The 22,357-nt window shown below is 73.9% G+C and carries 16 protein-coding genes; 6 read left to right on the plus strand and 10 right to left on the minus strand.

Annotation, left to right across the window (positions count from 1 at the left end; genetic code table 11):
* Positions 1–146: 146 nt before the first annotated feature.
* Together ACWD0Y_RS04275 and ACWD0Y_RS04280 are read right to left on the minus strand one after the other, a co-directional pair.
* Entirely contained in the window at positions 147–452 is a 306-nt protein-coding gene (locus ACWD0Y_RS04275) for a chorismate mutase (protein WP_450258942.1), read from the minus strand.
* Positions 453–463: 11 nt separating this feature from the next.
* The gene (locus ACWD0Y_RS04280) at positions 464–1,351 is read right to left on the minus strand and encodes a helix-turn-helix domain-containing protein (protein WP_450258943.1); all 888 of its coding nucleotides are present in this window, start codon (positions 1,349–1,351) and stop codon (positions 464–466) included.
* Between the two features lie 132 nt (positions 1,352–1,483).
* On the opposite strand from ACWD0Y_RS04280, the gene ACWD0Y_RS04285 reads away from it, so the two are divergent.
* Positions 1,484–3,250 (plus strand): glycoside hydrolase family 35 protein, encoded by a 1,767-nt coding sequence (locus ACWD0Y_RS04285; protein WP_450258944.1) that lies wholly within the window; start codon positions 1,484–1,486, stop codon positions 3,248–3,250.
* Positions 3,251–3,701: 451 nt separating this feature from the next.
* Here ACWD0Y_RS04285 and ACWD0Y_RS04290 read toward each other — a convergent pair whose 3' ends face one another.
* On the minus strand, positions 3,702–4,487 hold the full coding sequence (locus ACWD0Y_RS04290) for a S1 family peptidase (RefSeq protein WP_450258945.1): 786 nt from the start codon (positions 4,485–4,487) through the stop codon (positions 3,702–3,704).
* A 349-nt stretch (positions 4,488–4,836) separates the two neighbouring features.
* Between ACWD0Y_RS04290 and ACWD0Y_RS04295 the strand changes: the two genes are divergently transcribed.
* Both ACWD0Y_RS04295 and ACWD0Y_RS04300 read left to right on the plus strand, forming a co-directional pair.
* Positions 4,837–5,730: a hypothetical protein gene (locus ACWD0Y_RS04295; protein WP_450259017.1), complete on the plus strand. Its 894-nt coding sequence runs from the start codon at positions 4,837–4,839 to the stop codon at positions 5,728–5,730.
* A 23-nt stretch (positions 5,731–5,753) separates the two neighbouring features.
* On the plus strand, positions 5,754–7,274 hold the full coding sequence (locus ACWD0Y_RS04300) for an ankyrin repeat domain-containing protein (protein ID WP_450258946.1): 1,521 nt from the start codon (positions 5,754–5,756) through the stop codon (positions 7,272–7,274).
* Between the two features lie 188 nt (positions 7,275–7,462).
* Here the strand turns inward: ACWD0Y_RS04300 and ACWD0Y_RS04305 are convergent, their stop codons facing one another.
* Positions 7,463–9,166 carry a DEAD/DEAH box helicase gene (locus ACWD0Y_RS04305; protein WP_450258947.1) on the minus strand — a complete coding sequence of 568 codons (1,704 nt, stop codon included), beginning with the start codon at positions 9,164–9,166 and terminating at the stop codon, positions 7,463–7,465.
* Positions 9,167–9,255: 89 nt separating this feature from the next.
* A complete protein-coding gene (locus ACWD0Y_RS04310) occupies positions 9,256–9,459 on the minus strand; it encodes a cold-shock protein (protein WP_015607926.1) in 204 nt (67 codons plus the stop codon).
* Between the two features lie 338 nt (positions 9,460–9,797).
* Between ACWD0Y_RS04310 and ACWD0Y_RS04315 the strand changes: the two genes are divergently transcribed.
* Positions 9,798–11,345 (plus strand): FAD-dependent monooxygenase, encoded by a 1,548-nt coding sequence (locus tag ACWD0Y_RS04315; protein ID WP_450258948.1) that lies wholly within the window; start codon positions 9,798–9,800, stop codon positions 11,343–11,345.
* Here the strand turns inward: ACWD0Y_RS04315 and ACWD0Y_RS04320 are convergent.
* Positions 11,326–11,877: a HutD/Ves family protein gene (locus ACWD0Y_RS04320; protein ID WP_450258949.1), complete on the minus strand. Its 552-nt coding sequence runs from the start codon at positions 11,875–11,877 to the stop codon at positions 11,326–11,328. The two genes, ACWD0Y_RS04315 and ACWD0Y_RS04320, sit on opposite strands and share 20 nt — an antisense overlap.
* Complete coding sequence (locus tag ACWD0Y_RS04325) at positions 11,874–12,590, minus strand: VWA domain-containing protein (protein ID WP_450258950.1); 717 nt, start codon at positions 12,588–12,590, stop codon at positions 11,874–11,876. The genes ACWD0Y_RS04320 and ACWD0Y_RS04325 overlap by 4 nt, the downstream gene beginning before the upstream one ends.
* A gap of 133 nt (positions 12,591–12,723) precedes the next feature.
* Here ACWD0Y_RS04325 and ACWD0Y_RS04330 point away from each other — a divergent pair, with 133 nt between their 5' ends.
* On the plus strand, positions 12,724–13,647 hold the full coding sequence (locus tag ACWD0Y_RS04330) for a rhomboid family intramembrane serine protease (RefSeq protein ID WP_450258951.1): 924 nt from the start codon (positions 12,724–12,726) through the stop codon (positions 13,645–13,647).
* Between the two features lie 63 nt (positions 13,648–13,710).
* On the opposite strand, the gene ACWD0Y_RS04335 is transcribed toward ACWD0Y_RS04330, so the two are convergent.
* A complete protein-coding gene (locus ACWD0Y_RS04335) occupies positions 13,711–19,593 on the minus strand; it encodes a WD40 domain-containing protein (protein ID WP_450258952.1) in 5,883 nt (1,960 codons plus the stop codon).
* A gap of 26 nt (positions 19,594–19,619) precedes the next feature.
* On the opposite strand from ACWD0Y_RS04335, the gene ACWD0Y_RS04340 reads away from it, so the two are divergent.
* A complete protein-coding gene (locus ACWD0Y_RS04340) occupies positions 19,620–20,816 on the plus strand; it encodes an SLC13 family permease (RefSeq protein ID WP_450258953.1) in 1,197 nt (398 codons plus the stop codon).
* 38 nt (positions 20,817–20,854) lie between these two features.
* Here the strand turns inward: ACWD0Y_RS04340 and ACWD0Y_RS04345 are convergent, their stop codons facing one another.
* Both ACWD0Y_RS04345 and ACWD0Y_RS04350 read right to left on the minus strand, forming a co-directional pair.
* Positions 20,855–21,712, minus strand: coding sequence for an inositol monophosphatase family protein (locus ACWD0Y_RS04345; protein ID WP_450258954.1), 858 nt, complete (start codon positions 21,710–21,712; stop codon positions 20,855–20,857).
* A complete protein-coding gene (locus tag ACWD0Y_RS04350; RefSeq protein ID WP_450258955.1) occupies positions 21,693–22,352 on the minus strand; it encodes a hypothetical protein in 660 nt (219 codons plus the stop codon). The genes ACWD0Y_RS04345 and ACWD0Y_RS04350 overlap by 20 nt, the downstream gene beginning before the upstream one ends.
* Positions 22,353–22,357 lie beyond the last annotated feature (5 nt).

Raw genomic sequence — 22,357 nt, forward strand, 5'->3', positions numbered from 1 at the left:
GTATGCCGGCCGGTCGCTTCCAGCGGTTCCGGCGGCCGTGCGGCCCGGCGCTGCGCGGTGCCGGGGGCGGGGGCGGGGGCGGGGCGGAGTGCGGGAGGTGTCCGTGCCGCGTGTCCGCGCCTTGTGCCCGCGCCTTGTACCCGTGGCTAGGACTTCGCGATGGTCTCGTGGTGGCGGATGACCTCCGCGATGATGAAGTTCAGCAGCTTCTCGGCGAAGGCCGGGTCCAGTTTGGCCTTCTCCGCGAGTTCGCGCAGGCGGCTGATCTGGCTGGCCTCGCGGGCCGGATCGGCGGGCGGGAGCTGGTGCTGGGCCTTGAGGTGACCGACCTGCTGGGTGCATTTGAAGCGCTCGGCGAGCATGTGGACGACGGCGGCGTCGATGTTGTCGATGCTGTCGCGCAGCCGGTTCAGTTCGGCGACGACGGACTCGTCGGTTTCGCTGGAGGTCATGGTCAGGGAGCTTACGTCGGCCGGGTCGCGATGGTCGGCGGGTGTTCGGGATCTGGGATCCGGTGGCTCCAGCCGCCGTGGACGGCGCGTCCCTGCTGGGCGCGGAAGCGGACGGGGGCCATGCCGACGCGGCGGGTGAAGAGGCGGGAGAAGTAGGCGGGGTCGTCGTAGCCGACACGGCGGGCGACGGCGGCCACGGGGAGCTCGGTGGCGGCGAGGAGTTCCTTGGCGCGGCCGAGGCGGATGCCGAGGAGGTAGTCCTTGGGGCTGCATCCGGCGCTGCGGCGTACCGCGGCGCGCAGTTCGGCGGGGGTCATGCCGTGGCGGGAGGCGTGTTCGGCGACGGTCAGGGGCTGGAAGGCGTCGCGGGCCAGGGACTGGAGCACGGGGTCTGCGTCGGCTCCGACGTCGGCGCGGGCGCGGCGCAGGGCGACGAGGAGTTCGTGGACGGCGGCGCCGGTCTCGACTTCCAGGAGGGGGTTTCCGCGGCGTGCGGCGCGCGCGATGCGGCCGACGGCGGCGCGGGCGGCCGCGGTGTCGGCGAGGGGGACGACGGGGCGGTCGGGCTCGATGTAACCGAGCTCGGTGTACGTCGTGGTGGCGGGCCCGGTGAAGTCGACGAAGCTTTCGTCCCAGCCGGTGGCCGGGTCGGGCCCGTAGTGGTGCGGAACGCCGGGTACGAGCCAGATCAGGGCGGGGGCGGTGACGGTGGCGCGCCGCCCGTCGGGGCCGCGGTACCAGCCGCTGCCCGCGTTGACGACGACGGCGACGTGGTGGTCGAGGGTGCGGGGGCCGACGGTGGGCAGTGTGCCGTGCTGCAGGCCGACTCCGAGGCAGACCAGTCCGAGCTTGTGGTGGGTGGGGCTGGGGGTGAAATAGCGCATCCAGGTGTGGTACATCCGCTTCGCTTCCTCCCCGCCTGCCCGGGTGGCGTTCCGTTGTGTCCAATCAGCGCCGATCTTTGTCCATGGACCGTTCCGCCGCCAGGGGGTGAGGCTGGGGCGCGGACAGTGGAGCGAGAGGCGGGGACCGTGGCTGACTTCACGGTGGGTGAGACGGATTTCGAGCTGGACGGGCGGCCGGTGCGGCTGCTGTCGGGGGCTCTGCACTACTTCCGGGTGCACGAGGGGCAGTGGGGGCACCGGCTGGCGATGCTGCGTGCCATGGGGCTCAACTGTGTCGAGACGTACGTTCCGTGGAACCTGCACGAGCCGGAGCCCGGGCGGCTGCGGGACGCGGGGGCGCTGGGCCGGTTCCTGGACGCGGCGCGGGAGGCGGGGCTGTGGGCGATCGTGCGCCCGGGGCCGTACATCTGTGCCGAGTGGGAGAACGGCGGGCTGCCGCACTGGCTGACGGGTGCGCTGGGGACGCGGGTGCGCACGCGCGACGCGGAGTACCTGGGACACGTGGAGCGGTGGTTCGGGCGGCTGCTGCCGCAGGTGGTGGAGCGGCAGGCCGGCCGGGGCGGCCCGGTGATCATGGTGCAGGTCGAGAACGAGTACGGCAGTTACGGCTCGGACCGGGTGTACCTGCGGCATCTGGCGGAGTTCCTGCGGGGATGCGGTGTGACGGTGCCGCTGTTCACTTCGGACGGGCCCGAGGAGCACATGCTGACGGGCGGCTCCGTGCCCGGGGTGTTGGCGACGGTGAACTTCGGGTCGGGGGCGCGCGAGGGCTTCGAAGTCCTGCGGCGGTATCAGCCCTCGGGCCCCTTGATGTGCATGGAGTTCTGGTGCGGCTGGTTCGACCACTGGGGCGCGGAGCATGTCGTACGGGATCCCGCCGACGCGGCGGCGGCGCTGAAGGAGGTTCTGGAGTGCGGCGCCTCGGTCAATGTCTACATGGCGCACGGGGGCACGAACTTCGCGGGCTGGTCGGGGGCGAACCGTTCCGGGCAGCTCCACGACGGGGAGCTGCGGCCGACGGTGACGTCGTACGACTACGACGCGCCCATTGACGAGTACGGCCGTCCGACGGAGAAGTTCTGGCTGTTCCGGGACGTTCTGGCGTCGTACCGGGACGGCGGGGCGCCCTTGCCCGACGTGCCGGCCGCGCCTGCCGCGCTGGGTGCGCCGGTCCGGGCGGAGCTCACGGGGTGGGCGCCGCTCGGCGACGTGCTGGAGGTGCTCGGGGGCGCGGAGACGGAGCGCGCGGTGCCGCCGACGTTCGAGGAGCTGGGGGTGGACCGGGGGCTGGTCCGCTACCGGGTGGACGTGCCGGGGCCCCGGCAGGCGTACCCGCTGGGCGTGACGGGGCTGCGGGACCGGGCCGTGGTGTACGTCGACGGGGTGCGGGCCGGTGTGCTGGGCGGCGGGGCGGGCGATTACGCGGCGCTGGACCGGCCCGTGGCCGGGCCGGCCGCGGTGGAGCTGTGGGTGGAGTCGCTGGGGCGGATCAACTACGGGCCGCTTTTCGCCGAGCCGAAGGGCATCACGGGCGGCGTACTGCACGAACGGCAGTATCTGCACGGTGTACGGGCGCGGGGGCTCTCCCTGGACGCGTTCGAGGACGCGGACGCGCTCGGGAAGGTTCCGTACCGTTCCCCGGAAGCGGGGACGGGCGCGCCGGGGCTGTTCCGGGGGACGTTCGAGGTCCGGGGTGCGGGTGACGCGTCGCTGCGGCTGCCGGGCTGGGAGCGGGGCTTCGTGTGGGTGAACGGCTTCTGTCTGGGCCGGTACTGGGCGGCGGGGCCCCAGGACGCTCTGTACGTTCCCGGGCCCGTGCTGTGTGAGGGTGCGAACGAGGTGTGGGTGCTGGAGCTGGAGGGCGCCGGGGAGCAGGCTCCGGAGTTCGCCTGACGGGAGCGGAACGCCCTGGCGGCCCCGCCGGCCAGCGCCGTGGCGACCGGGTCCTTCTGCCCGTACAGCCGTGCGCCGGTGCCGCGGTCGGTGTACGGCACGATGCGCGGGAAGCGGGAGCGGCGCGCGCCTCCGGTTCGCGGGAGCGCGGCCCGGCCCCGCCCTTCGCCGCCGGGGCTGCGGAGGGGCCGGTGCGGACCGGGCCCGCGCCGGCCGGTGCGGCGGCGGCGGTGGCCGCGGTGGCGGTGGCGGTGGCGGCCACCACGGTCCTGCGGCCCGGCCCGGGGGTTGGTGCGTGCACGCCCGCCCTCCTGTCGCCCGACGGCACGGTGTGCACGTCGGCGTGCGCCGTGAGGGACGGGAGCGCCTACGGGCAGAGGAGGGGCGGGTGTTGGACCGACGCGTCCGGCACCCGCCCCTCCCCGCTCACGCCGGGTGTCCACGCTCTACGTCACAGCGTGGCCGCGGCCTTCTTGATGTCGGCGGCGAAGGTGGAGACCTCGGTGTACACGCCCGGGTAGTCCGGCCGGGCGCAGCCGGTGCCCCAGCTGACTATGCCGACCTGGATCCACGCTCCGGCATTGTCCTTGCGGAACATGGGGCCGCCGGAGTCGCCCTGGCAGGTGTCGGTGCCGCCCTCGTCGACGAAGCCGGCGCACAGTTCCTCGGCGGGCACGAGGTCGTTCCCGTACGCCCCCCGGCAGGTGGCGTCGTCGACGAACGGCACCTTCGCCTTCAGGAGGTAGCGCTGCTGGCCGCCGTTCTCGACGGCCGCGCCCCATCCGGCGATGTCGAACGTGCCCTGGTTGTACGCGGTCGTGGTGGCGATGTTCAGGGTCGGCAGGCTGATCGGCCTGGCGAGCTTGATCAGTGCCCAGTCCTTGCCCTTGCCGTTGTAGCCGGGGGCCTGGAGGACCTTGGTGGACTTGACCTTGATGGCGCTGGTGCTGCGCAGGTCGACAACGCCTGCGGTGGCGGTGATGCCGGTGTTGTTGCCGGATCCGTTCACGCAGTGGGCGGCGGTCAGGACGATGTCCTGGGCGTAGAGCGAGCCGCCGCAGCCCATCGAGAGCCGGACCATGAACGGGAACTCGCCCTGGGCCGCGCGGGTTCCGCCGACGACGGGTGGCGTCGACGCGGAGGCCGCGGACGCGCCGGCGGGCTGGATGCTGATCGCGGCGAGGATCACTGCGCCTGCGGCGGCACATCTCTTGAAGGCACGCAGAAGGTTCTTCAACGAACTGCCTCTCGTGGGAAACCGTGGGGGGTTGCTGTGCGCGCGTCCGACGGACAGCACGCACACCACCGAAAAAAGATGGCATGCGCCCGTCAAAGCGTTGCTGGATTATGCGGAGCCGCCCGCCCGCCCGGCAAGGGAGGCAATCCAGCCACCTCCCGCGCGCCGGGCGGCGCCCTCCCCGTTCGCCGAGGCCGCCGAGGCCGCCGAGGCGGGCCGCGGCCCCCGGAGCCGGCCGGTCCCCCGGAGCCGGCCAATGCCCCGCCGGAGCCCGCCGGACCCGCCGAATCGGCTTACAGTGGAGACCTGTTCACCGTCGTGCCGCAGGCGTGTGGGGGTGAGTGCCGACGTGACCAGCGGGAGCGAGGTCGTACACGGCTATCCGCACCTGGCCACCGTGCGGTCCGCCATCACCGCGCTCCACAAGCGGCTCTCGTACGACGGTGTGCACTCCTACGCCCCGAGCGTCCTCCCCGCCGACGTGGCCTTCTGCGACCAGGACGACCTCCACCTCGGCGCCCAGCGCGTGGCCCGCGCCCTCGTCCACCACCTGCGCCTGCCGGACGCCCGCGTGATCGTGAGCTTCCGCGAGATGGAGCACGCCGCGAGCGTGGAGCTGACGGCGGGCCCGGAGTACTTCGTCGAGCTCAACGACCGCTTCCGGACGCACCGGTGCGACATCGGCGCCGCCCTCGCCCACGAGATCACGCATGTGCTGCTGCACCGGCTCGGCCTGGCCTTCGCCGGCACCCGCGACAACGAGATCCTCACCGACACCGTCACGACGTACCTCGGGGCGGGCTGGCTGCTGCTCGACGCGTTCCGCGAGGACGGCGTGTCCAGCCAGAAGCTCGGCTACCTCACCCCGGAGGAGTTCGGATACGTCCTGGCGAAACGAGCGATCGCCTTCGGCGAGGACCCCTCGCCCTGGTTCACCAGCGCGCAGGCGTACACGGCGTACACCCAGGGCCTCGCACAGGCCCGCCGCGACGAGCAGCAGCCGCCGCTGACCGCCGCCGGCTGGGCGGGACGCCGCCGGTACGCCAGGCAGCGGCGGCACGCGCAGGAGCACGGCGGCCGCGCCGACCCCGGCTCTCCGTACGCCTTCGAGGGCGGCGGGCGCGACGCGCTGCGCGTCTCGTTCCCCTGCCCCACCTGCCGGCAGCGCATCCGGATCCCCGTGCGCGGCCGCGTACGGGCGCGCTGCGCGCTCTGCCGCACGGTTTTCGAATGCGACACCTGAACCCGCGCGCGTAGGGTCGGGACATGACGAACGATCCGGCAGCGGGCCCCCACACCCTGTTCGAAGCCGTGTACGAAGGCGGGGACGATGCCGTCGTACGGCTGCTGCGTTCCGGCGTCCCTGCCGAGGCCACCGACGAAGAAGGCGCGACCGCGCTCTACACGGCGTCCGTGCAGGACCGTCCCGGCATGGTGCGGCTGCTGCTCGCGGCGGGCGCCGACCCCGACCGGGCGAGCGGCCCGGAGGACGGCCCGGAGGGCGGCGACCTGCCCCTGTGCGGCGCGGCGGCCGGCGGCCGCACCGAGGTCGTGGAGGCCCTGCTGTCGGCGGGCGCGACGCCGGACCTGCGTGAGGCCCTCGGGTTCACCGCGCTGGCCTGGGCCGCCGGGCAGGGGCACGCGGAGACCGTGGAGGCCCTTCTGGAGCACGGCGCCGACCCCGGCCTCCCGGCGCCCGGCACCGAGCCGCCCCTGGTGCTCGCCGCGCGGCGCGGGTCCACCGAGACCGTACGGACGCTTCTGCGGCACGGTGCTTCGGCGCGGCGGGAGGCGCTGGAGGAGGCGCGGCGGTGGCTCGGGGCCGATGTGGAGGAGGAGTTGCGGGCGGGGCTCCTGGAGACGTTCGCGGACGGCGGGGCAAAGCCCGAGACCGTCACCAGCCGCATCGAGGAGGACGGCGGGGTGACCGTCGTCGTCGAGCTGCTGCGGGACGGCAGACCGTCCGCCGGCGCCGAGCAGCAGACCGGTCACGCCGCGATCGCGACTCTTCTGGAGGAGCGGCTGGGCATCCGCACCCCCTTCGCCGAACTCGCCGAACGGGCTCTGAGCGGCGGCGGTCCCGGCCGGGACGAGTGGATGGAGTCGGTGGCCGTGCTGTGGCGGCGCGGCGACGAGGAGACGTTCCGGGCGGCGTCCGAGTGGTGCGCGAGCGGCGACCCCCATCGGCAGACCTTCGCCGCCGACGTCCTGGCGCAACTGGGGTTCGAGCAGGGCGGGAAGCCGTTCGCGGCGCGCGCCCTGCCGCTGCTGCGGGAGCTGGCGCGCGAGGCCCGGGACCCCGAACCGGTCCAGGCCGCCGTGCTGGCGCTCGGGCACCACGGCGACCCTGCCGCCCTGCCCGAGATCCTGCGCCACGCGGACCACCCCGACGCCGAGGTGCGGCACCGGGTGGCCCTCTCCCTCCTCGGCCTCGTCCCCGCCGGTCACCAGGAGGGCGTGGCGGCGCTGGTCGCGCTCAGCCGCGACCCCGACGACGAGGTGCGCGACTGGGCGACGCTGGCGCTCGCCGGTTTTGACGCCGACACCCCGGAGATCCGCGACGCGCTGGCGGACCGGCTGGAGGACCACGACGCCGACACGGCGGCGGAGGCGGCGCGCGGTCTGGCGGCGCGCCGAGATCCCCGGGCGGCCGATGCGCTGGCCCGTCTGCTGGGCGACGAGGACCCGGAGGGGTACGCGTACGCGACAGCGGTGGAGGCGCTGGAGCACATCGAGGACGCGGCGGTACGGCGCCGGCTGGAGCGCACGCCGCCGCGCCACCGCTGAGAAGCCTCCGCTTTCCCGTCTCCCGCCTCGCCGCTTCCGGCGGCTCCGCCCGGACCCCGCTCCCCGGCCTCTCCTGCGACCGGGGGCACGCCCGTGGGACGTCCGGGGCCCAGAGGCCCGGGGGTCTGCCCCGGTCACGGGAGGTGCGACGGGGCGGGGCGGGGGAAAGACCCGCCCCGCGCGCCGGTCTAGGCGGCGGCGCTGCGGCTGCCCCGGCCCCTGCCACGGCTGCCGGGAGCACGCTCGCCCTGGCCCCGGCCACCGCCGGCCTGAGCGCCCTGCCCACGGCCGCCGCCCTGCGTACGGGCGGCTCCACCACGCTCACCCTGGGCACGGCCACCCGCCTGGGCGCGCTCGCCCTGGCCGCGACCGGCGCCCTGGGTACGTTCGCCCTGTGTACGGCCACCCCCCTGCGTACGGGTTCCACCGGCGGTGCCGCCCCCGCGGCCGGCGCCGCCGCCACGACCGGCGCCACCACCGCGGCCGCCGCTCTGCGGACGCCGCTTCGGCTGCGCGGAAGCCTGCTGCTGCTGCGGAACCTCGATCACGATGGCGACGCCCGAGGGCTCCCGCGCACCGGTGATCCGGGCGAGCTCGTCGTCGCTGGACTTGACCCGCGCCGTCTGCGGAACGATGCCGGCGGCCGACATCAGCTGCGTCATCTCGCGCTTCTCGTCGGGCAGTACCAGCGTGACGACGCTGCCGGACTCGCCGGCGCGGGCGGTACGGCCGCCGCGGTGCAGGTAGTCCTTGTGGTCGGTCGGCGGGTCGACGTTGACCACGAGGTCGAGGTCGTCGACGTGGATGCCGCGCGCCGCCACGTTGGTCGCCACCAGCGCGGTGACCTGCCCGGTCTTGAACTGGTCGAGCGTGCGGTTGCGCTGCGGCTGCGAACGGCCGCCGTGCAGCGCCGCGGCGTGCACACCGCTGGCGAGCAGCCGCTTGGCGAAGCGGTCCGCGGCACGCTTGGTGTCCACGAAGAGGATCACCCGCCCGTCGCGGGCCGCGATGCGCATGGCGACGGCCTTCTTGTCGGTCTCGTCCGCGACGTACAGCACGTGGTGCTCCATCGTGGTCACCGCGCCCGCGGACGGGTCGACGGAGTGGACCACCGGGTCGGTCAGGAACATCCGCACGAGGCGGTCGACGTTGCGGTCCAGGGTCGCCGAGAACAGCATCCGCTGCCCGTCCGGCTCGACCTGCTTGAGCAGCGCCGTGACCTGGGGGAGAAAGCCCATGTCGGCCATCTGGTCGGCCTCGTCCAGGACGGTGATCGACACCTGTCCGAGCTCCGCGTCACCGCGCTCGATGAGGTCCTTGAGGCGACCGGGGGTCGCGACGAGCACCTCGGCGCCGCGCCGCAGCGTGTTCGCCTGCTTGGTGATCGACATGCCGCCGACGACCGTGGCCATCCGCAGGTTCACGGCCGTGGCGTACGGCGTGAGCGCGTCGGTGACCTGCTGCGCGAGCTCCCGGGTGGGCACCAGGACCAGGGCGAGCGGTGCGCGCGGTTCGCTGCGCCGGCCCGCGGTACGGGCCAGCAGCGCGAGGCCGAAGGCGAGGGTCTTGCCGGAACCGGTGCGTCCGCGGCCGAGGATGTCGCGGCCCGCGAGCGAGTTCGGCAGGGTCGCGCCCTGAATGGGGAAGGGCTCGGTCACGCCCTGGGCCGCCAGGGTCTTGAGCAGGGCCGCGGGCATGTCGAGGTCGGCGAAGGCCTCGACGGCCGGCAGCGCCGGGGTGACGGTCTCCGGCATCGCGAATTCACCCTGCACGGGCGCGGCCCTGCGGGCGGAACCCTTTGCGGGGGCCTTGCCGCGGGCGGCCTGCGAGGAGCGGTTGCGGACGGGACGGGCGGAGCGTGCGCTGGCGGCGGGGCGTTCGGAGCGGGTCATTCAGGTTTTGCCTTCCTGGAAACAAGCACAAGCCGGGGCCCGCACCTTCACGGTGCGGGCCCCGGCTGGCGAGGTATCGCGTCGGCGAATTAGGCCGGGACGATGTTCTCCGCCTGCGGGCCCTTCTGGCCCTGCGTGACGTCGAAGGAGACCTTCTGGCCCTCCTGGAGCTCACGGAAGCCCTGGGTGGCGATGTTGGAGTAGTGGGCGAAGACGTCAGCGCCGCCGCCGTCCTGCTCGATGAAGCCGAAGCCCTTTTCCGAGTTGAACCACTTCACGGTTCCAGTAGCCATGTCATTCTCCTAAAAAACTGGGGCAGATCCGGAAATCCGCACTGCACGGATTCCACGTCGCCGCAATGAGCCCCATCCGGAGAACCGGAAAACAAAATGCGCCTGAGGAAGCATTCCCGTCAGGCGCACATAATGTTTATGGGTACCAAAACTGCAACTCGCCCACCCTAACACGATGCCGCCGGAGCGCCACCCCTTCACCCCGGAAGACCGTGCCGCCCGCCACCTCCTCCTCCCGGCCGGCTCCCCCGTGCCAACGGCCGTTGACATCGACGCGACGCGCGCCCTACATTTGCCAACAAGCGTTGACCAACAAGCGTTGGCATCAGGAGGCCGCTATGAACGGCACGACCGGTACTTCTTCCCGGCGCCACGTCGTGGTCGTCGGCGCCGGCCCCACCGGGCTGCTGCTGGCCGGTGATCTGGCCGCCGCGGGCGTCCCCGTCACGGTGGTGGAGCGGCGCCCGGAAGGCATCAGCAACCTGACCCGCGCCTTCGGCGTGCACGCCCGCACCCTGGAGCAGCTGGACGCCCGCGGCCTCGCCGACGAGCTCGTCCGCACCGGCCGGACCGTCACCGCGCTGCGGCTCTTCGGCTCCCTCTCCGTCGACATCTCCGGCCTGCCGTCACGCTTCCCGTACCTGCTGGTGACGCCGCAGTCCGAAGTGGAGAGGCTGCTGCTGCGCCGGGCCGGGAAGAACGGCGCCACGTTCCTGTACGGAACGGAGGTCACCGGTCTCGCGCAGGACGAGGCGGGCGTGACGCTCGACGTGCGGCACGCGGACGGGACGGCCGGGACACTGCGGGCGGCCTACGCGGTGGGCGCCGACGGCGTGCGCAGCGCCGTGCGCACGGCTCTGGGACTGCCCTTCCCCGGGCGCCCGGTCATCAAGTCGATCGTCCTGGCCGATGTGCTGCTGGCCCGGGAGCCCGGCACCGCGGTCGCGCTGAACGGCAAGGGCACGGCCTTCGGCTTCTTCGTCCCCTTCGGGGACGGGTACTGGCGCGTGGGCGGCTGGGACCGTGCGCACGGCGGGGTCCCCGACACCGCGCCCGTCGGGCTGGAGGAGCTGCGCCAGATCACCGAGCGGGTCTTCGGCAGCGACTTCGGGATGCACGACCCCCGCTGGATGTCCCGCTTCCACAGCGACGAACGCCAGGTCCCGCGCTACCGGGTGGGCAGGGTCCTGCTCGCGGGCGACGCGGCGCACACGCACTCCCCGGCCGGCGGCCAGGGCATGAACACCGGCCTCCAGGACGCGGCCAACCTCGGCTGGAAACTGGCCTCCGTGGTGAACGGGCAGGCCCCGGAGGACCTGCTGGACTCGTACCACGCCGAGCGGCATCCGGTCGGCAGGGCCGTGCTGCGCAGCAGTGGCGCGCTCCTGCGTCTCGCCATGGCGCACAACCCGCCGCAGCGCGGACTCCGCGCCCTGCTGACCGCGGCCGTCAACCACGTGCGTCCGGTGGCCCGCGGCGCGATCGGCCGGATCACCGGCATCGGTTACGCGTACAGAGCGCCGCTCGGCGCCCACCCGCTCACCGGCAGGCGCGTGCCGGACGTCCGGCTCGAGGAGGGCCGGCTGTACGAGGCGCTGCGCGCGGGCCGGTTCGTACTGATCACCCCGCGGGGCACGGAGGCCGGCCACGACGCGCGGTTCACCGTGGCGCACTGGGCGAGCGGGCGCCGCACGGCCCTGCTCGTCCGCCCCGACGGCTACGCGGCCTGGGCCTCGGAGACCGCCGGCGCCGAGGCCGCCGCCGAGGCCGCCGCGAGGATCACCGCCGGCGGGACACCGGCGGCCTCCTGGAGGTCCGGGTCCGTTCCCCGCCGCGGCAAAGGAGAGCCGCGCCGCCGGACCCCGCTCAGCCGGCCGGGAGGGTGACGACCGCCGCGTGTCCCCCGGTGGAGAGGGTGCCCGGCGATCCGGTCACCACGGCGTCGTACCGGCCGAGGGCGACGCCCCCGAACGACGCGGCCCCGTCCAGCGCGACGATCACCACCGTCCCGCCGGGCAGGACCGGGACGTCCGCACGGCCGCGCGCCACCACGACCCGAGCGGCCGTGCGGCCCCTGCGGTACATGACGTTGAAGTTCACCACCCGGCCGCCGAGCAGCCGGCAGTCGGTGGCGACGTCCCCGGGGAAGTCCTGCGGGACGTAACGCGCGTCGACGAGCCGCCGCTCCCCGCCCACCGTGAGGTCCATCCCCGCGCCCTCGGTCATCGTCAGGATCCGGTCCACCTCGGGGAACGCCGAGAACGGGCCGTCCTCTCCGACCTCCGCGAGGCTGATCCGCCAGTCGAAACCGGCCGTCCCGGCGCCCTCGGGCCACGCCGCGATCTCCCGGGTGACCCCGCCGCCGTTCTTCCACGCCACGGCCGCACGGCCGGCCGCCCTGAGCACCCGGACCGTCATCGCACGACGCCCTGCGCCCGCGCGGCCGCCAGCCAGGCGGGGAACTCCCGGACCAACCGGTCGTACAGTTCCGCGTCCGGGACCTGACGCGGGTCCGCTCCGGCGTGGAAGTAACCCGCGTTGTCGACCGGGCGCCTCGCCGGGACGGCCAGCTCGTCCAGCTTGCGCAGGAAGTCGAACTGCGTGCTGCGCGTGTTGCCGAAGCCCACGAACTGCCAGAACAGCGGCAGCTTCGCGGCCTTGCAGACGTACCGCTCCGCCGCGAGCTTGTTGATCGGACCGCCGTCGGTCTGGAAGACGACCAGGGCGGGCGCCGTCGACCCGCTGTCGAGGTAGTGGTCGATCACCGCGTCCATGGCCAGGTGGTAGCTGGTCTTCCCCATGTGCCCGAGCCCGGCGACGATCGTGTCGATCCGCCCCCGGTGGTTGTCGAGGGCGATGTCCGTGACCGCGTCGACGTCCGTCGAGAAGAAGACGATGGGCACGCTGCCGTCGTCGTCGAGATGGGCCGAGAGCCCGAGCACCCGGTCGGCGAGCGCCTGCACACTGCCGTCCTGGTAGTACGGCTTCATGGAACCCGAGTAGTCGAGGACCAGGTAGACGGCCGCGCGCTGCCCGTTCAGCCCGTGCCTGTGCAGCGAGACCCCGGCGCTCTTGTAGAAGCTGACGAGTGCGGGCGCGGTCTCCTCGACCTTGTGGAGGCTTATCGCCACGTCGGGTCTCCGTTTCGTACGGGGCTGGCGGGATCGGCGGGACGGGCGGAACTGCCGGATCCGTACGCTATCTTGATCGCCGCCGACCCCACCGGCTCTCTCCCCGTTTGCTCAGAAGTCCAAGGAGCCGGCTGTGGAAGCCGCTGTCACGACGTGTTACCGCCACCCCGCGTACGAGACGTACGTGAGCTGCACGCGCTGCGAGCGCTTCATCTGCCCCGACTGCATGCGTGACGCGGCGGTCGGACACCAGTGCCCGGAGTGCGTGAAGGAGGGCCACAAGTCCGTCCGGCAGGCGCGCACGGTCTTCGGCGGCGCGGTGACCGGGGCGGCGGCTCCCGTGGTGACGTACGCGCTGATCGCGCTGAACGTCCTCGCCTACCTCGGCGAACTGGCGCGCCCCGATCTCCTCGACCGGTTCGGCATGCTCGGCCTGGGCCTGCTGGGCCCCGAGGGCACCCTCTTCCTCCACGAGGGCGTGGTCCACCCCGGCCTGACCGCCGTCGGGGTGGCCGAGGGCGAGTGGTACCGGATGCTCACCGGCGCCTTCCTCCACCTGCCCGCGACCGGGGGCGGCTTCGGGATCATGCACATCATCATGAACATGCTGTGCCTGTGGAACGTGGGCAGGACCGTCGAGGACCAGCTCGGCCGGGCGCGCTACGCCGGTCTCTACCTGCTGTCCGCGCTCGGTGGTTCGGTGGTGGTCTATCTGGTCGCGCCGCAGGAGACCGTCGTGGGCGCCTCGGGCGCGGTCTTCGGCATCTCCGCCGCGTACTACGTGATCTGCCGCCGCCTGGGCCGTGACATGCAGGCCGTGAACCGCTTCCTGGCGGGGCTCCTCGTCTGGATGGTGGTCTCCGCGCTGTTCGCCTCCTGGGAGGCCCACCTGGGCGGCCTGCTCACCGGTGCGCTGGTCGGCCTGGCCCTGGCGTACGCGCCCCGCAGGAACCGCACCGCGATCCAGGTGGCGGTGGGCGCCGGGGTGCTGGTGCTGCTGGTCGCGCTCGTGATGATGAAGACCTCGGCGCTGACGGCGGCCGTGGTCGTGGTCTGACGCTGGCCGCGGCCGCGGTCGTGGTCCACCGTGGGCCGGCCCCGCCGAAGGAGCGGCCCGGCCCTACAGCTCCTCCCCCAGCGCCAGCTGGTGGACTCCGGGAAGGTACGCGTCCAGCTCTCCGGGGCTGAACCGCGCCATCCCGACCACGTGCCAGAACTCCCCGGCCACGTCGCCCTCGTACTTGTACCCGCCGGCCGGTGTGAGGGCGGCCCACCCGCCCGGCACGCCGATCAGAGTGGCCCGCAGCGCGGGAGCCCCGCCCTCCGGGAGGTTCCAGATCCGTACGGTGCCGTCCTCGCCCCCGCTGGCGAGGGACGACCCGTCCGGGCTGAAGGCGACGGACAGGACCCGCCCCGTGTGGCCCGTCAGTTCGGCCGTGAGCTCACCCGTCTCGGCGTTCCACAGACCGATGCTGCGGTCGTCCCCGGCGGTGGCCAGCAGCGGAAGGACCGGATGGGCGGCCAGGGTCCACAGCCTGCCGCCGCGCCCGGTCAGCCGCAGCGAGGGCTCGCCGCCCCGCCAGACGACGGCCGTGCCGTCCCAGCCGGCGCTGGCCAGCCACGCGCCGCCGGGTCCGAAGGCGACGCCGTACACCCTGTCCTCATGGGCGCCGAGCTCCTCGACGAGACGCCCGGTGCGCGCCTCCCACAGCCGTACGAAGCTGTCGTCGCACCCGGTGGCGAGGAGGCCGCTGTCGGCGGCGAAGGCGATGGAGCGGACCCTTCCGCGGTGCTGGTCCAGCGTGGCCAGGTGGGCGCCCGTACTGCGGTACCAGAGGCGGACGGAGTCGTCGTCGTTGGCGGTGGCGAGCAGTTGGCCGTCGCCGCTGAACGCCTCGGCCCAGATGTGCTCGGTCTCGACGTCGTACTCCCGCAGGTACTCGCCGGCGGCCGGGTTCCACAGGTAGATGTCACCGTCGTTGCTGGCGGTGCCGAGGACCGGCTCGGCGGGGCTGAAGGCCACCGAGACCAGCCGGTCGCCCCGCCCCGTGAGCTCCTCGGTGCGCCGCCCGGTGCGCGTGTCCCACAGCCGTACGACACCGTCGTTGCCGCAGGTCGCCAGGTGCGCGCCGTCGGCGCTGAAGGCCAGGGAGGAGATCCGGCGCCCGTGGCCGCGCAGGATGCGCCTGCCCTGTCCGGTGGCGGCCTCCCAGATCTGCGCGCCGCCGTCGTTGCCCACGGTGAGCAGCTGGCTGTCGTGCGGCCGGAAGGCGCAGGCCCACGCGGATCCGCGGTGTTCGGCGGGCTGCCGGCCGTGCAGGACGACCTCGTGTCCGTGCCGCCTGGCGGTGACGGTCCACATCCGGACCGCCCCGTCGCTGTCGCACGCCGCGAGGAGGTTCCCGCCCTCGCCGCCGAAGAGCACCTGGTAGACGGCGCCCGTGCAGCGCTCCAGCGTCCCGGCGGGCGTGCCCACGACGGGGTCCCACAGCCGCACCTGCCCGTCGGTGTCGCCGCTGGCGAGGAGGGTGCCGTCGGGGTGGAAGTCGAGGGTGTACACGCGTCCGGTGTGCCCGGTGAATTCGTGCAGCAGCCGTGTGCCGGCCGTCCGCCAGATCCGTACCGTGCCGCCCCGGTCCTCCTGCTCCCCCTGTGTCTCCTGTGTCTCCAGCCCCTCCCGGCCGCGGTCCGCCGTGGCGAACACCGTGCCGTCCGGGCTGAACCGGGCGCGGTAGACGGCTCCGCGGTGGCCGCCGAGTTCCGCCGTGCAGTGCCCCGTCCCGAGGTCCCACAGCCGTACGCCGGCGGCCGCGTCACCGGTCAGCAGGGTGCGGCCGTCGGGGCTGAAGGCCACGGTGTAGACGGGGGCGGTGTGGCCGGGGAGCCGGTGCACGGGCTCCCCCGTGGCCACGTCCCAGACCGTGACGAGCCCTTCCCGGTCCCCGGTGGCGAGCAGCGTGCCGCCGCCGCCGAGCACGACCGGCCACACGCCGTCCGGGTGGACCTCCAGCCGGTGCCGGCACTCCCCCGAGACCGGGTCCCACAGCCGTACGGTGCCGTCGGAGCCCCCGGTGGCGATGGTGTCCGCGCCGAACTTCCCGGCGTACACCCGGCCCTCGTGTCCCTGGAGGGTGCGCAGCGCCCTGCCGCTGTCGGCGGCGCAGACCAGGACGCCGCCGTCCTCGCTGCCGACCGCGAGGAGTTCGCCCTCGGGGCTGTACGCGATGGGTTCGGGAAGCCTGCTGGTGCGCATGTCGAAGCCGTACGGGACGCCGACGGACGAGGGCCTGAAGCCCGCCTCCACCGGCATGCCGGGCGCGATGGCGGCGGTGCGCAGTTCGGGGGCCGAGCGCACGCCGTCGTCGGTGATGGAGTCGATGAGCGCGGCCCGGTGCCACCGGCTTCCGGTGAGCCGCGCCCCGCGCAGGTCGGCCCGGGTCAGCCGGGCCCTGCGCAGGTCGGCGCCGGTGAAGTCGGCCCGGCTCAGGTCCGCCCGGTCGAGCCGGGCGCCGGCCAGCCGGGTGTTCCTGAGGACGGCGCCGGAGAGGTTCGCGCCGACCAGACGGGTGTCGGTCAGGTCGGCGCCGGTGAGGTCGACGCCGGAGAAGTCGCGGTGGGAGAGGTCCTCCCCCGCCAGCCGGGCTCCCCGCAGGTCCACGTTGGCGGGCACCCGCAGCCGGTCGCTGATGCGTACGGCGTTGGCGCGCGCGGCGTCGCTCACGCCGTGTCCGGAGGAGTCGAGGACGTCCTGGACCCACCGGGCGCACCGTTCGTGGTCGGCGAGGTCGCAGAAGAACTCGATGGCGAGCGGGGTGAGCGGGCGGGCGGAGAGCAGCCCGTCGTGCCCGCGCGCGAGCCGGCGGGCGGCCTCCTTCGCCACCAGCCACTCCACCACGGAGCCGTGGATGAATTGGAACAGCCCGTCGTCGGTGCGCACGAGCAGGCTGCCCGCGCCGACGGCCTGCGCCGACTCCTGGGTGGACAGCGGGCTTTCGGCCAGTTCGCTGAGTGTGGCGGCCACCGTCTCGGTGAGCTCGTCGAGTCGCAGCGCGCTGCGCCCGCTCTCCCACAGCCGCTGGGCCAGCGCGGTCACCGACGACCACAGCTCGGGGAGCGTCAGGCCGGGGGCCGCGCCGGGCCCGCCCTGGCCGCGCCGCTCCTCGTGGGCGAGCCAGGAGGCGAACACGTCCTCGTAGAGCCGGGCCGGGCTCAGGGCCCGCCCCGCTCCGGCGACCGCCCGCAGCTGGTCCTGGCTCAGGTCGGCGACCAGGGAGAGCAGACGGGGGTTGCGGCACAGCGTCAGCAGGTCGGGGATGTTGCGCAGCAGCTGGAAGCGCCGGTCGGCGGCGGCCTCGTCGCCGTAGCAGTTGACGAGGTACGAGCGGATCTGTGCCGGGGTGAAGCCCTCGACGGACAGGATGCGGCGCTGCGGCAGCAGTCCGACGCGCTCGCCGAACGCGGTGAGGATCTGCTCGTGGGACTTGAAGTGCTGGGTGCGGCTGCTCACCACGATCTTGGCGTTGTCGACGGCGGCGTCGAGGAGCACCTGGAGGTGGTCGGCGGCCCGGTCGTAACTGACCCGGTTGACCAGCTCGTCGAAGCCGTCGAAGAGCAGCACGACGCGGCCCTGGGCGAGCATGTAGCGCAGGGCGCGCAGGTCGATGGTGTCGACGCCGTGGGCCGCCAGGTGGGCGGCGACCAGGCCTTCCAGGCTGTGCGCCCGGTCGAGGGTGCTGAGCGGGATGAGCAGCGGGGTCAGGTGCGGAAGCTGTTCGGGGATGCGGCGGGCCAGCTCGCGCAGGGCGAACGTCTTGCCGTGGCCGAAGTCCCCCAGCAGCAGTACGAACCGGCCGTGGTCGGCCTCCAGCAGCTCCAGCAGGTCCTCGACCAGGCCGTCGCGCTCCTGTCCGCCGGCGCGGTCGGCGTCGCGGTAGCGCTGGGGGAGGTAGAGGTCCGGCGCGTACTGGAGGGAGAGGCCCCCGGTGTCCTGGTCGCCGTTCTCCAGCCGGGCGGTCTGGGCCGCCACGTAACCGCGCAGGTCGAGCAGGCCCTGGAACTCGAGGAAGCTGCGCACCCGGATGCCGCGGCTCGCCGCCCGCCTGCGCAGAGCGGCCGCGGGCGCGGCGCCGCCGTACACCAGTTCCGCCTCGGAGCCGGGCCCGCCGGCGTGCACCTGGGCGGTGAAGCGGTCGAGTTCCTCCTCGCCGGGCGTGCCGGGGTGGACCGCGATGCGCTGCTGGCGCACCACTCCGTCCTCCTGCCAGGTGGTCATGAGCTGGGCCATGCCGCCCTCCGCGCGGGGTGGTACGTCGCGCAGCCGGACGCCTTCCCGGCGGGCCCGGCAGACCTCCTTGACCCGCTCGACGAGCAGGTCGGCGGGTTCGTCCGCCGCGGCTCCGGCGGTCCGCGCGGACGGGACGGCGGGCCGGTCCGGTACGGGGAAGACCCGCCCGGTACGGCTCCACCGGCCGGGGAAGGTCTCGGGTCCGGCCCCACCCCGGCCGTTCCAGCGGGTGACCCCGTCGGTGGTGACCCGCAGCAGTCCGAACCCGGCGGGCGCCGCGGCGCCGAACAGCGGCAGGTCGCCGGGGGCCCCCGCGAGCAGCGCGTGCGTGGGGTCCGTGGCGGTCGTACGGGGGCCTCCGGCCGGACCGTGCAGCAGCATGTGCAGCCGGGGGGCGGTGAGCCGCGTGAGGGTCTCGGCGTCCCGCAGCGCCCCGGGGCCGCCGGGGGCGTCGCCGGGGCGGCGGCGTTCGGTGAAGGGGTGGCGGATCACCCCGATGCGCAGCCAGCCCTCCTCCTCGTACGGCCGCAGCGCCTCGGCGAACCAGGCCGCCTGGTCGCGTCCGACGAACCCGTACTGGTCCTCCAGGCGGTGGCTGTAGGCGATGGAGGAGTTGAACCCGGCGACGACCGTGGACAGTTCCGGCACGGGGAACAGCGTCCAGGGCTGGTCGCTGTCGAAGACGGTGTCGAGCCCGTGGTAGAGGTCGCGGAAGAGCCGGGTGTAGTGGCGCCACTTGGGCCAGTACGGCGGCTGCGGCGCCACCTCGTCCGCCTCGCAGGTGCTGAAGTACGCGCGGCAGGCGGCCAGGTTCACGTCCTGGGCGCCGGGCACGACCATGACGCGCTGCGGCGGGAGTTCGAGCTGGGAGCGGACGGCGGTCAGGAAGCTGAGGGCCTGGTCGCACTCGCGGGGGCTGCCGGACGCGGTGAGGTCACCGCTGACCACGAGCAGGTCGGGGGCGGGGGCGCCCGCGTTCCGCAGCTCGACGAGGTCGCCCCGCAGCTCCCGGCTCAGGGTGTCCGGTTCGCGGCCGCGTCCGAAGTCGGGGCCGGCCAGGTGCAGGACGGTCACCGCGTCCTGGGTGCGGGAGCCGGTGGAGTCCGGCGGGTAGACGGGCACCCGGACGGGCCGTCGGCGGCCCGTCCGGCCGGGGCCCGCGATCCGGCCCGCCCCGCCCGTGGTCTGCTGCGCGGAGAACGCAGTCTGTCCCGGTGTACGGCGCGGTCCCTGGGCGGTGTTCCCCGGGTAGCCGGGCCGCCGCCCGGGAAGCGCGTGCCCGTCGAGCGCCTGGCCGACCCGGGTGAGCAGCATGGCGCGGGCGGCTTCCTGGTCGCCCACGCCGACCAGGTCGACGTACGTGATGGTGGCGAGCAGGCCCTCGACGGGGATGTCGTCGACGCGGACGGTCAGCAGCCGCCGGTCGGGCGATTCGGGGGAGGCGCGCAGAGCGGCCTGCCACTCCATGCGACCGTAGGTGGACCGCTCATAATGGCGGCTGAGCACGGCGATGACGGCGGCGGACTGGCTGACTCCACGGTCCATGAAATCGATGAAGTTGGTGCCCGGTACGAAGTCCCACGCCTGGACGACCGTGCGGTATCCGGCGTCCTCCAGCGTCCACGCTATCCACGACGCCCACTGTTCGTCGGCCGGTGAGTAGCTGATGAAGAAGTCCAACTCGTCTGCTTGACCGCTCAGTTCGCCGCCCGTCAACATAATGACCATCGTAGGAGGTCTTCCCGTTGAGCGCTGGAGTACGACGACGCCTGCACCCGCTGGACTGGCTGGCCGCCGGACTGCTCGCCGTCGGTCTGCTCTGCGTCGCCACCGGCCTGCTGCCCACCGGTCCCGCCGCCGACGCGATGGCGCGCATCGGCCCGCTGCTGGTGTTCCTGGCCACGGTGATCGTGCTCGCCGAACTGACGGGCAGGGCGCAGGTCTTCGACGTCGTCGCCACCTGGGTCGCCCGCGCGGGCCGCGGCCACTACCTGCTGCTGTTCGGGCTGTGCGTGCTGTTCGCCTCGGTCACCACCATCACGCTGAACCTGGACACCACGGCGGTGCTGCTGACACCGGTGATGCTGGCGCTCGCCACCCGGGTGGGCATCGCCGCCGTACCGCTGGCGATGACCACGGTCTGGCTGGCCAACACGGCGAGCCTGCTGCTGCCCGTGTCGAACCTGACGAACCTGCTGGCGGCGGACCGCGTCGCCCTGTCCCCGGCCGGGATGGCCGCCGCGATGTGGGCGCCCCAGCTGGCGTCCGTCGCCGTCACCATGGCGTGCCTGTGGGGGTTCTACTGGCGGCGCGGGCGCCGGGGCCAGGACCGCTACACCCCGCCGTCGCCGCCGGTGCCGGACGATCCGGTGCTGCTGCGGGTGTGCGCGCTGGCGTGCGCGGGGTTCCTGCTGGCGATCCTGGTCGCCGACGTACCGCTGTGGTCGGCCTCGACGACGGCCGCGCTGGTCGTCGTCGTGGCGTTCGCCGTGCGCCGGAGGACGGAGCTGAGGGCGGGGCTGATCCCCTGGCGGCTGCTGGTGCTCGTACCGGGGATGTTCCTGGTCGTGGAGACCATCAACACGAACGGGCTGCACGGACTGCTGACGGCGGCGGTCGGCTCCGACAACGGGATCGTGGGCATGCTCCGGTCCGCCGCGGTCGGTGCGGGCGTGTCGAACGTACTGAACAACCTGCCCGCGTACATGGCGGGCGAGACGGCCGTGCCGGAGGCCAACCACGCCCAGCTGCTGGCCCTGCTCGTCGGCGTCAACGTGGGCCCGGTGGTGACCCCGTGGGCCTCGCTCGCGACGCTGCTGTGGTTCGAGCGGTGCCGCTGGCACGGGACGCGGATCGCGATGGGGCGCTTCCTGTGGACGGGCCTGGTCCTGGCGGTGACGGGCACACTGGCGGCGACGGTGGCCCTGGCCGCGACGGTATAGGGCGGGGCGGCGCCCCGCGGGGCGGGCCGGGGCTCCGGTCAGGCGCGCGGCAGCGCCGCCGCCACCTCCTCCAGTACGTACGCCAGCGCGGCGCCCCGCGCCGCCACGAAGCTGCGTCCCTCGTCGGGGCCGCTGAAGCCCGGCCGGAAGCGTGCTCCGGTCAGCGTGCGCAGTTCCACGCCCGCCTCGGCCGCGAGCAGCGCCCCGGCCGGCAGGTCCACGCCCTCGGCCCGGTAACCGACGAACCCGTCGATCGCGCCGCGCGCCAGCATGGACCAGCCCAGCAGCGGCGCCCACAGCTGCAGCACGCGCCGGCACCGCCGCTCCAACGCCCCGCGCAGGGCCGCGGCGGTGGCGTCGCCGCGGCCCACCGCGTGCCCCTGCGTCCAGGCCACGACGGGCCCCGGCCGGGGTACGCCGCCGCCGGGCCCGGTCAGCGGGCCCTGCGGACCGTGCGCGCCCTGGCCGGCCACCGTGTGCCAGGTGTGGCCCGTGACCGGTTCGTGTACGACCCCGACCACCGGTGTCTGACCGACGCACAGTCCGATGCCGACGACGAACACGGGCAGGCCGATCGCGACGTTGTTGCTGCCGTCCAGCGGGTCGACCAGCCAGGTGCGCCTGCCCTCGGCACCCAGCGGTCCCGCCTCCTCGGACAGGACGCGGTCGTGCGGGAAGTGGTGCTGGAGGCGGGTGAGGACGAGTTTCTCGGCGGCGAGGTCGAGGTCGGTCACGACATCGCCGTCCTCCCCCTTCGCGCGCACCCGGAACGCCTCGCCGAAGCGGCCCCGCAGCATGCCGCCCGCCTCCTGGGCGGCCGCGACGGCCACCCGGCGTTCGTACGCGAAGGCCTCCCCGGCGCTCTCCCCGCCGGAGTCAGGCGCGCTGCTCGGCATGGATCCTCCTGAGGGCCTTGCGGACGGTGCGTACGGTCTGTCCGATGTCGCACAGCCTGCGGACCGTCCGGGCGGGGCGCCCGTCGAGCGGCCCCAGCGAGAGGTCCACCCGTCCCGGCAGCGCCAGGCCGAGCACCAGGGTGGCGGCGGGCCGTTCGGGCGCCACCACGGTGGCGTGGAACTCTCCGGCGGCGAGCGTGTACGTATCGCCGCCGGAGCTGACGAGCCCGGGGCCCGGCTCGCTCCGCACGAGGCAGGGGGTCGGGCGGATCTCGTCGACTCCGTCCGGCTCGCTGTGCACTTCGAAGACGCGGTGGGTCGGGGACGCGCCCCCGTCGCTCACGTGCACCGGGAGGTTGGCCACCAGGCCGTACAGCACGTGGCTGCGCAGCTCCCAGCTGTGCGCGTGCATGGGCGCCGCGCCCGGTTCGGCGCGGGCGCCCGGCTCGAAGAGGTGGACGCAGACGCCTCGCGGGCCCTCTCTCAGCAGCGGCAGGCACAGGAACCCGAGCGGATGGCGCACGGCACGCAACTCCCGCCTCCCGGAGGCTATTTCCTCCAGGGCGGCGGCGGCGCTGTCGCGGGGGCCGGGGGACGTCCCGCCCCGCGCGAGGGCCTGTTCGAGCTCGTCGTAGTCCATGGGGC

Source organism: Streptomyces altiplanensis, assembly GCF_053591575.1.

What these genes read in the sequence shown, in the direction of transcription:
- ACWD0Y_RS04275 (WP_450258942.1), bottom strand. Translation starts at nt 452, where the DNA reads ATGACCTCCAGCGAAACCGACGAGTCCGTCGTCGCCGAACTGAACCGG.
- ACWD0Y_RS04280 (WP_450258943.1), bottom strand. Translation starts at nt 1,351, where the DNA reads ATGTACCACACCTGGATGCGCTATTTCACCCCCAGCCCCACCCACCAC.
- ACWD0Y_RS04300 (WP_450258946.1), top strand. Translation starts at nt 5,754, where the DNA reads ATGACGAACGATCCGGCAGCGGGCCCCCACACCCTGTTCGAAGCCGTG.
- ACWD0Y_RS04305 (WP_450258947.1), bottom strand. Translation starts at nt 9,166, where the DNA reads ATGACCCGCTCCGAACGCCCCGCCGCCAGCGCACGCTCCGCCCGTCCC.
- ACWD0Y_RS04310 (WP_015607926.1), bottom strand. Translation starts at nt 9,459, where the DNA reads ATGGCTACTGGAACCGTGAAGTGGTTCAACTCGGAAAAGGGCTTCGGC.
- ACWD0Y_RS04315 (WP_450258948.1), top strand. Translation starts at nt 9,798, where the DNA reads ATGAACGGCACGACCGGTACTTCTTCCCGGCGCCACGTCGTGGTCGTC.
- ACWD0Y_RS04320 (WP_450258949.1), bottom strand. Translation starts at nt 11,877, where the DNA reads ATGACGGTCCGGGTGCTCAGGGCGGCCGGCCGTGCGGCCGTGGCGTGG.
- ACWD0Y_RS04335 (WP_450258952.1), bottom strand. Translation starts at nt 19,593, where the DNA reads ATGTTGACGGGCGGCGAACTGAGCGGTCAAGCAGACGAGTTGGACTTC.
- ACWD0Y_RS04345 (WP_450258954.1), bottom strand. Translation starts at nt 21,712, where the DNA reads ATGCCGAGCAGCGCGCCTGACTCCGGCGGGGAGAGCGCCGGGGAGGCC.
- ACWD0Y_RS04350 (WP_450258955.1), bottom strand. Translation starts at nt 22,352, where the DNA reads ATGGACTACGACGAGCTCGAACAGGCCCTCGCGCGGGGCGGGACGTCC.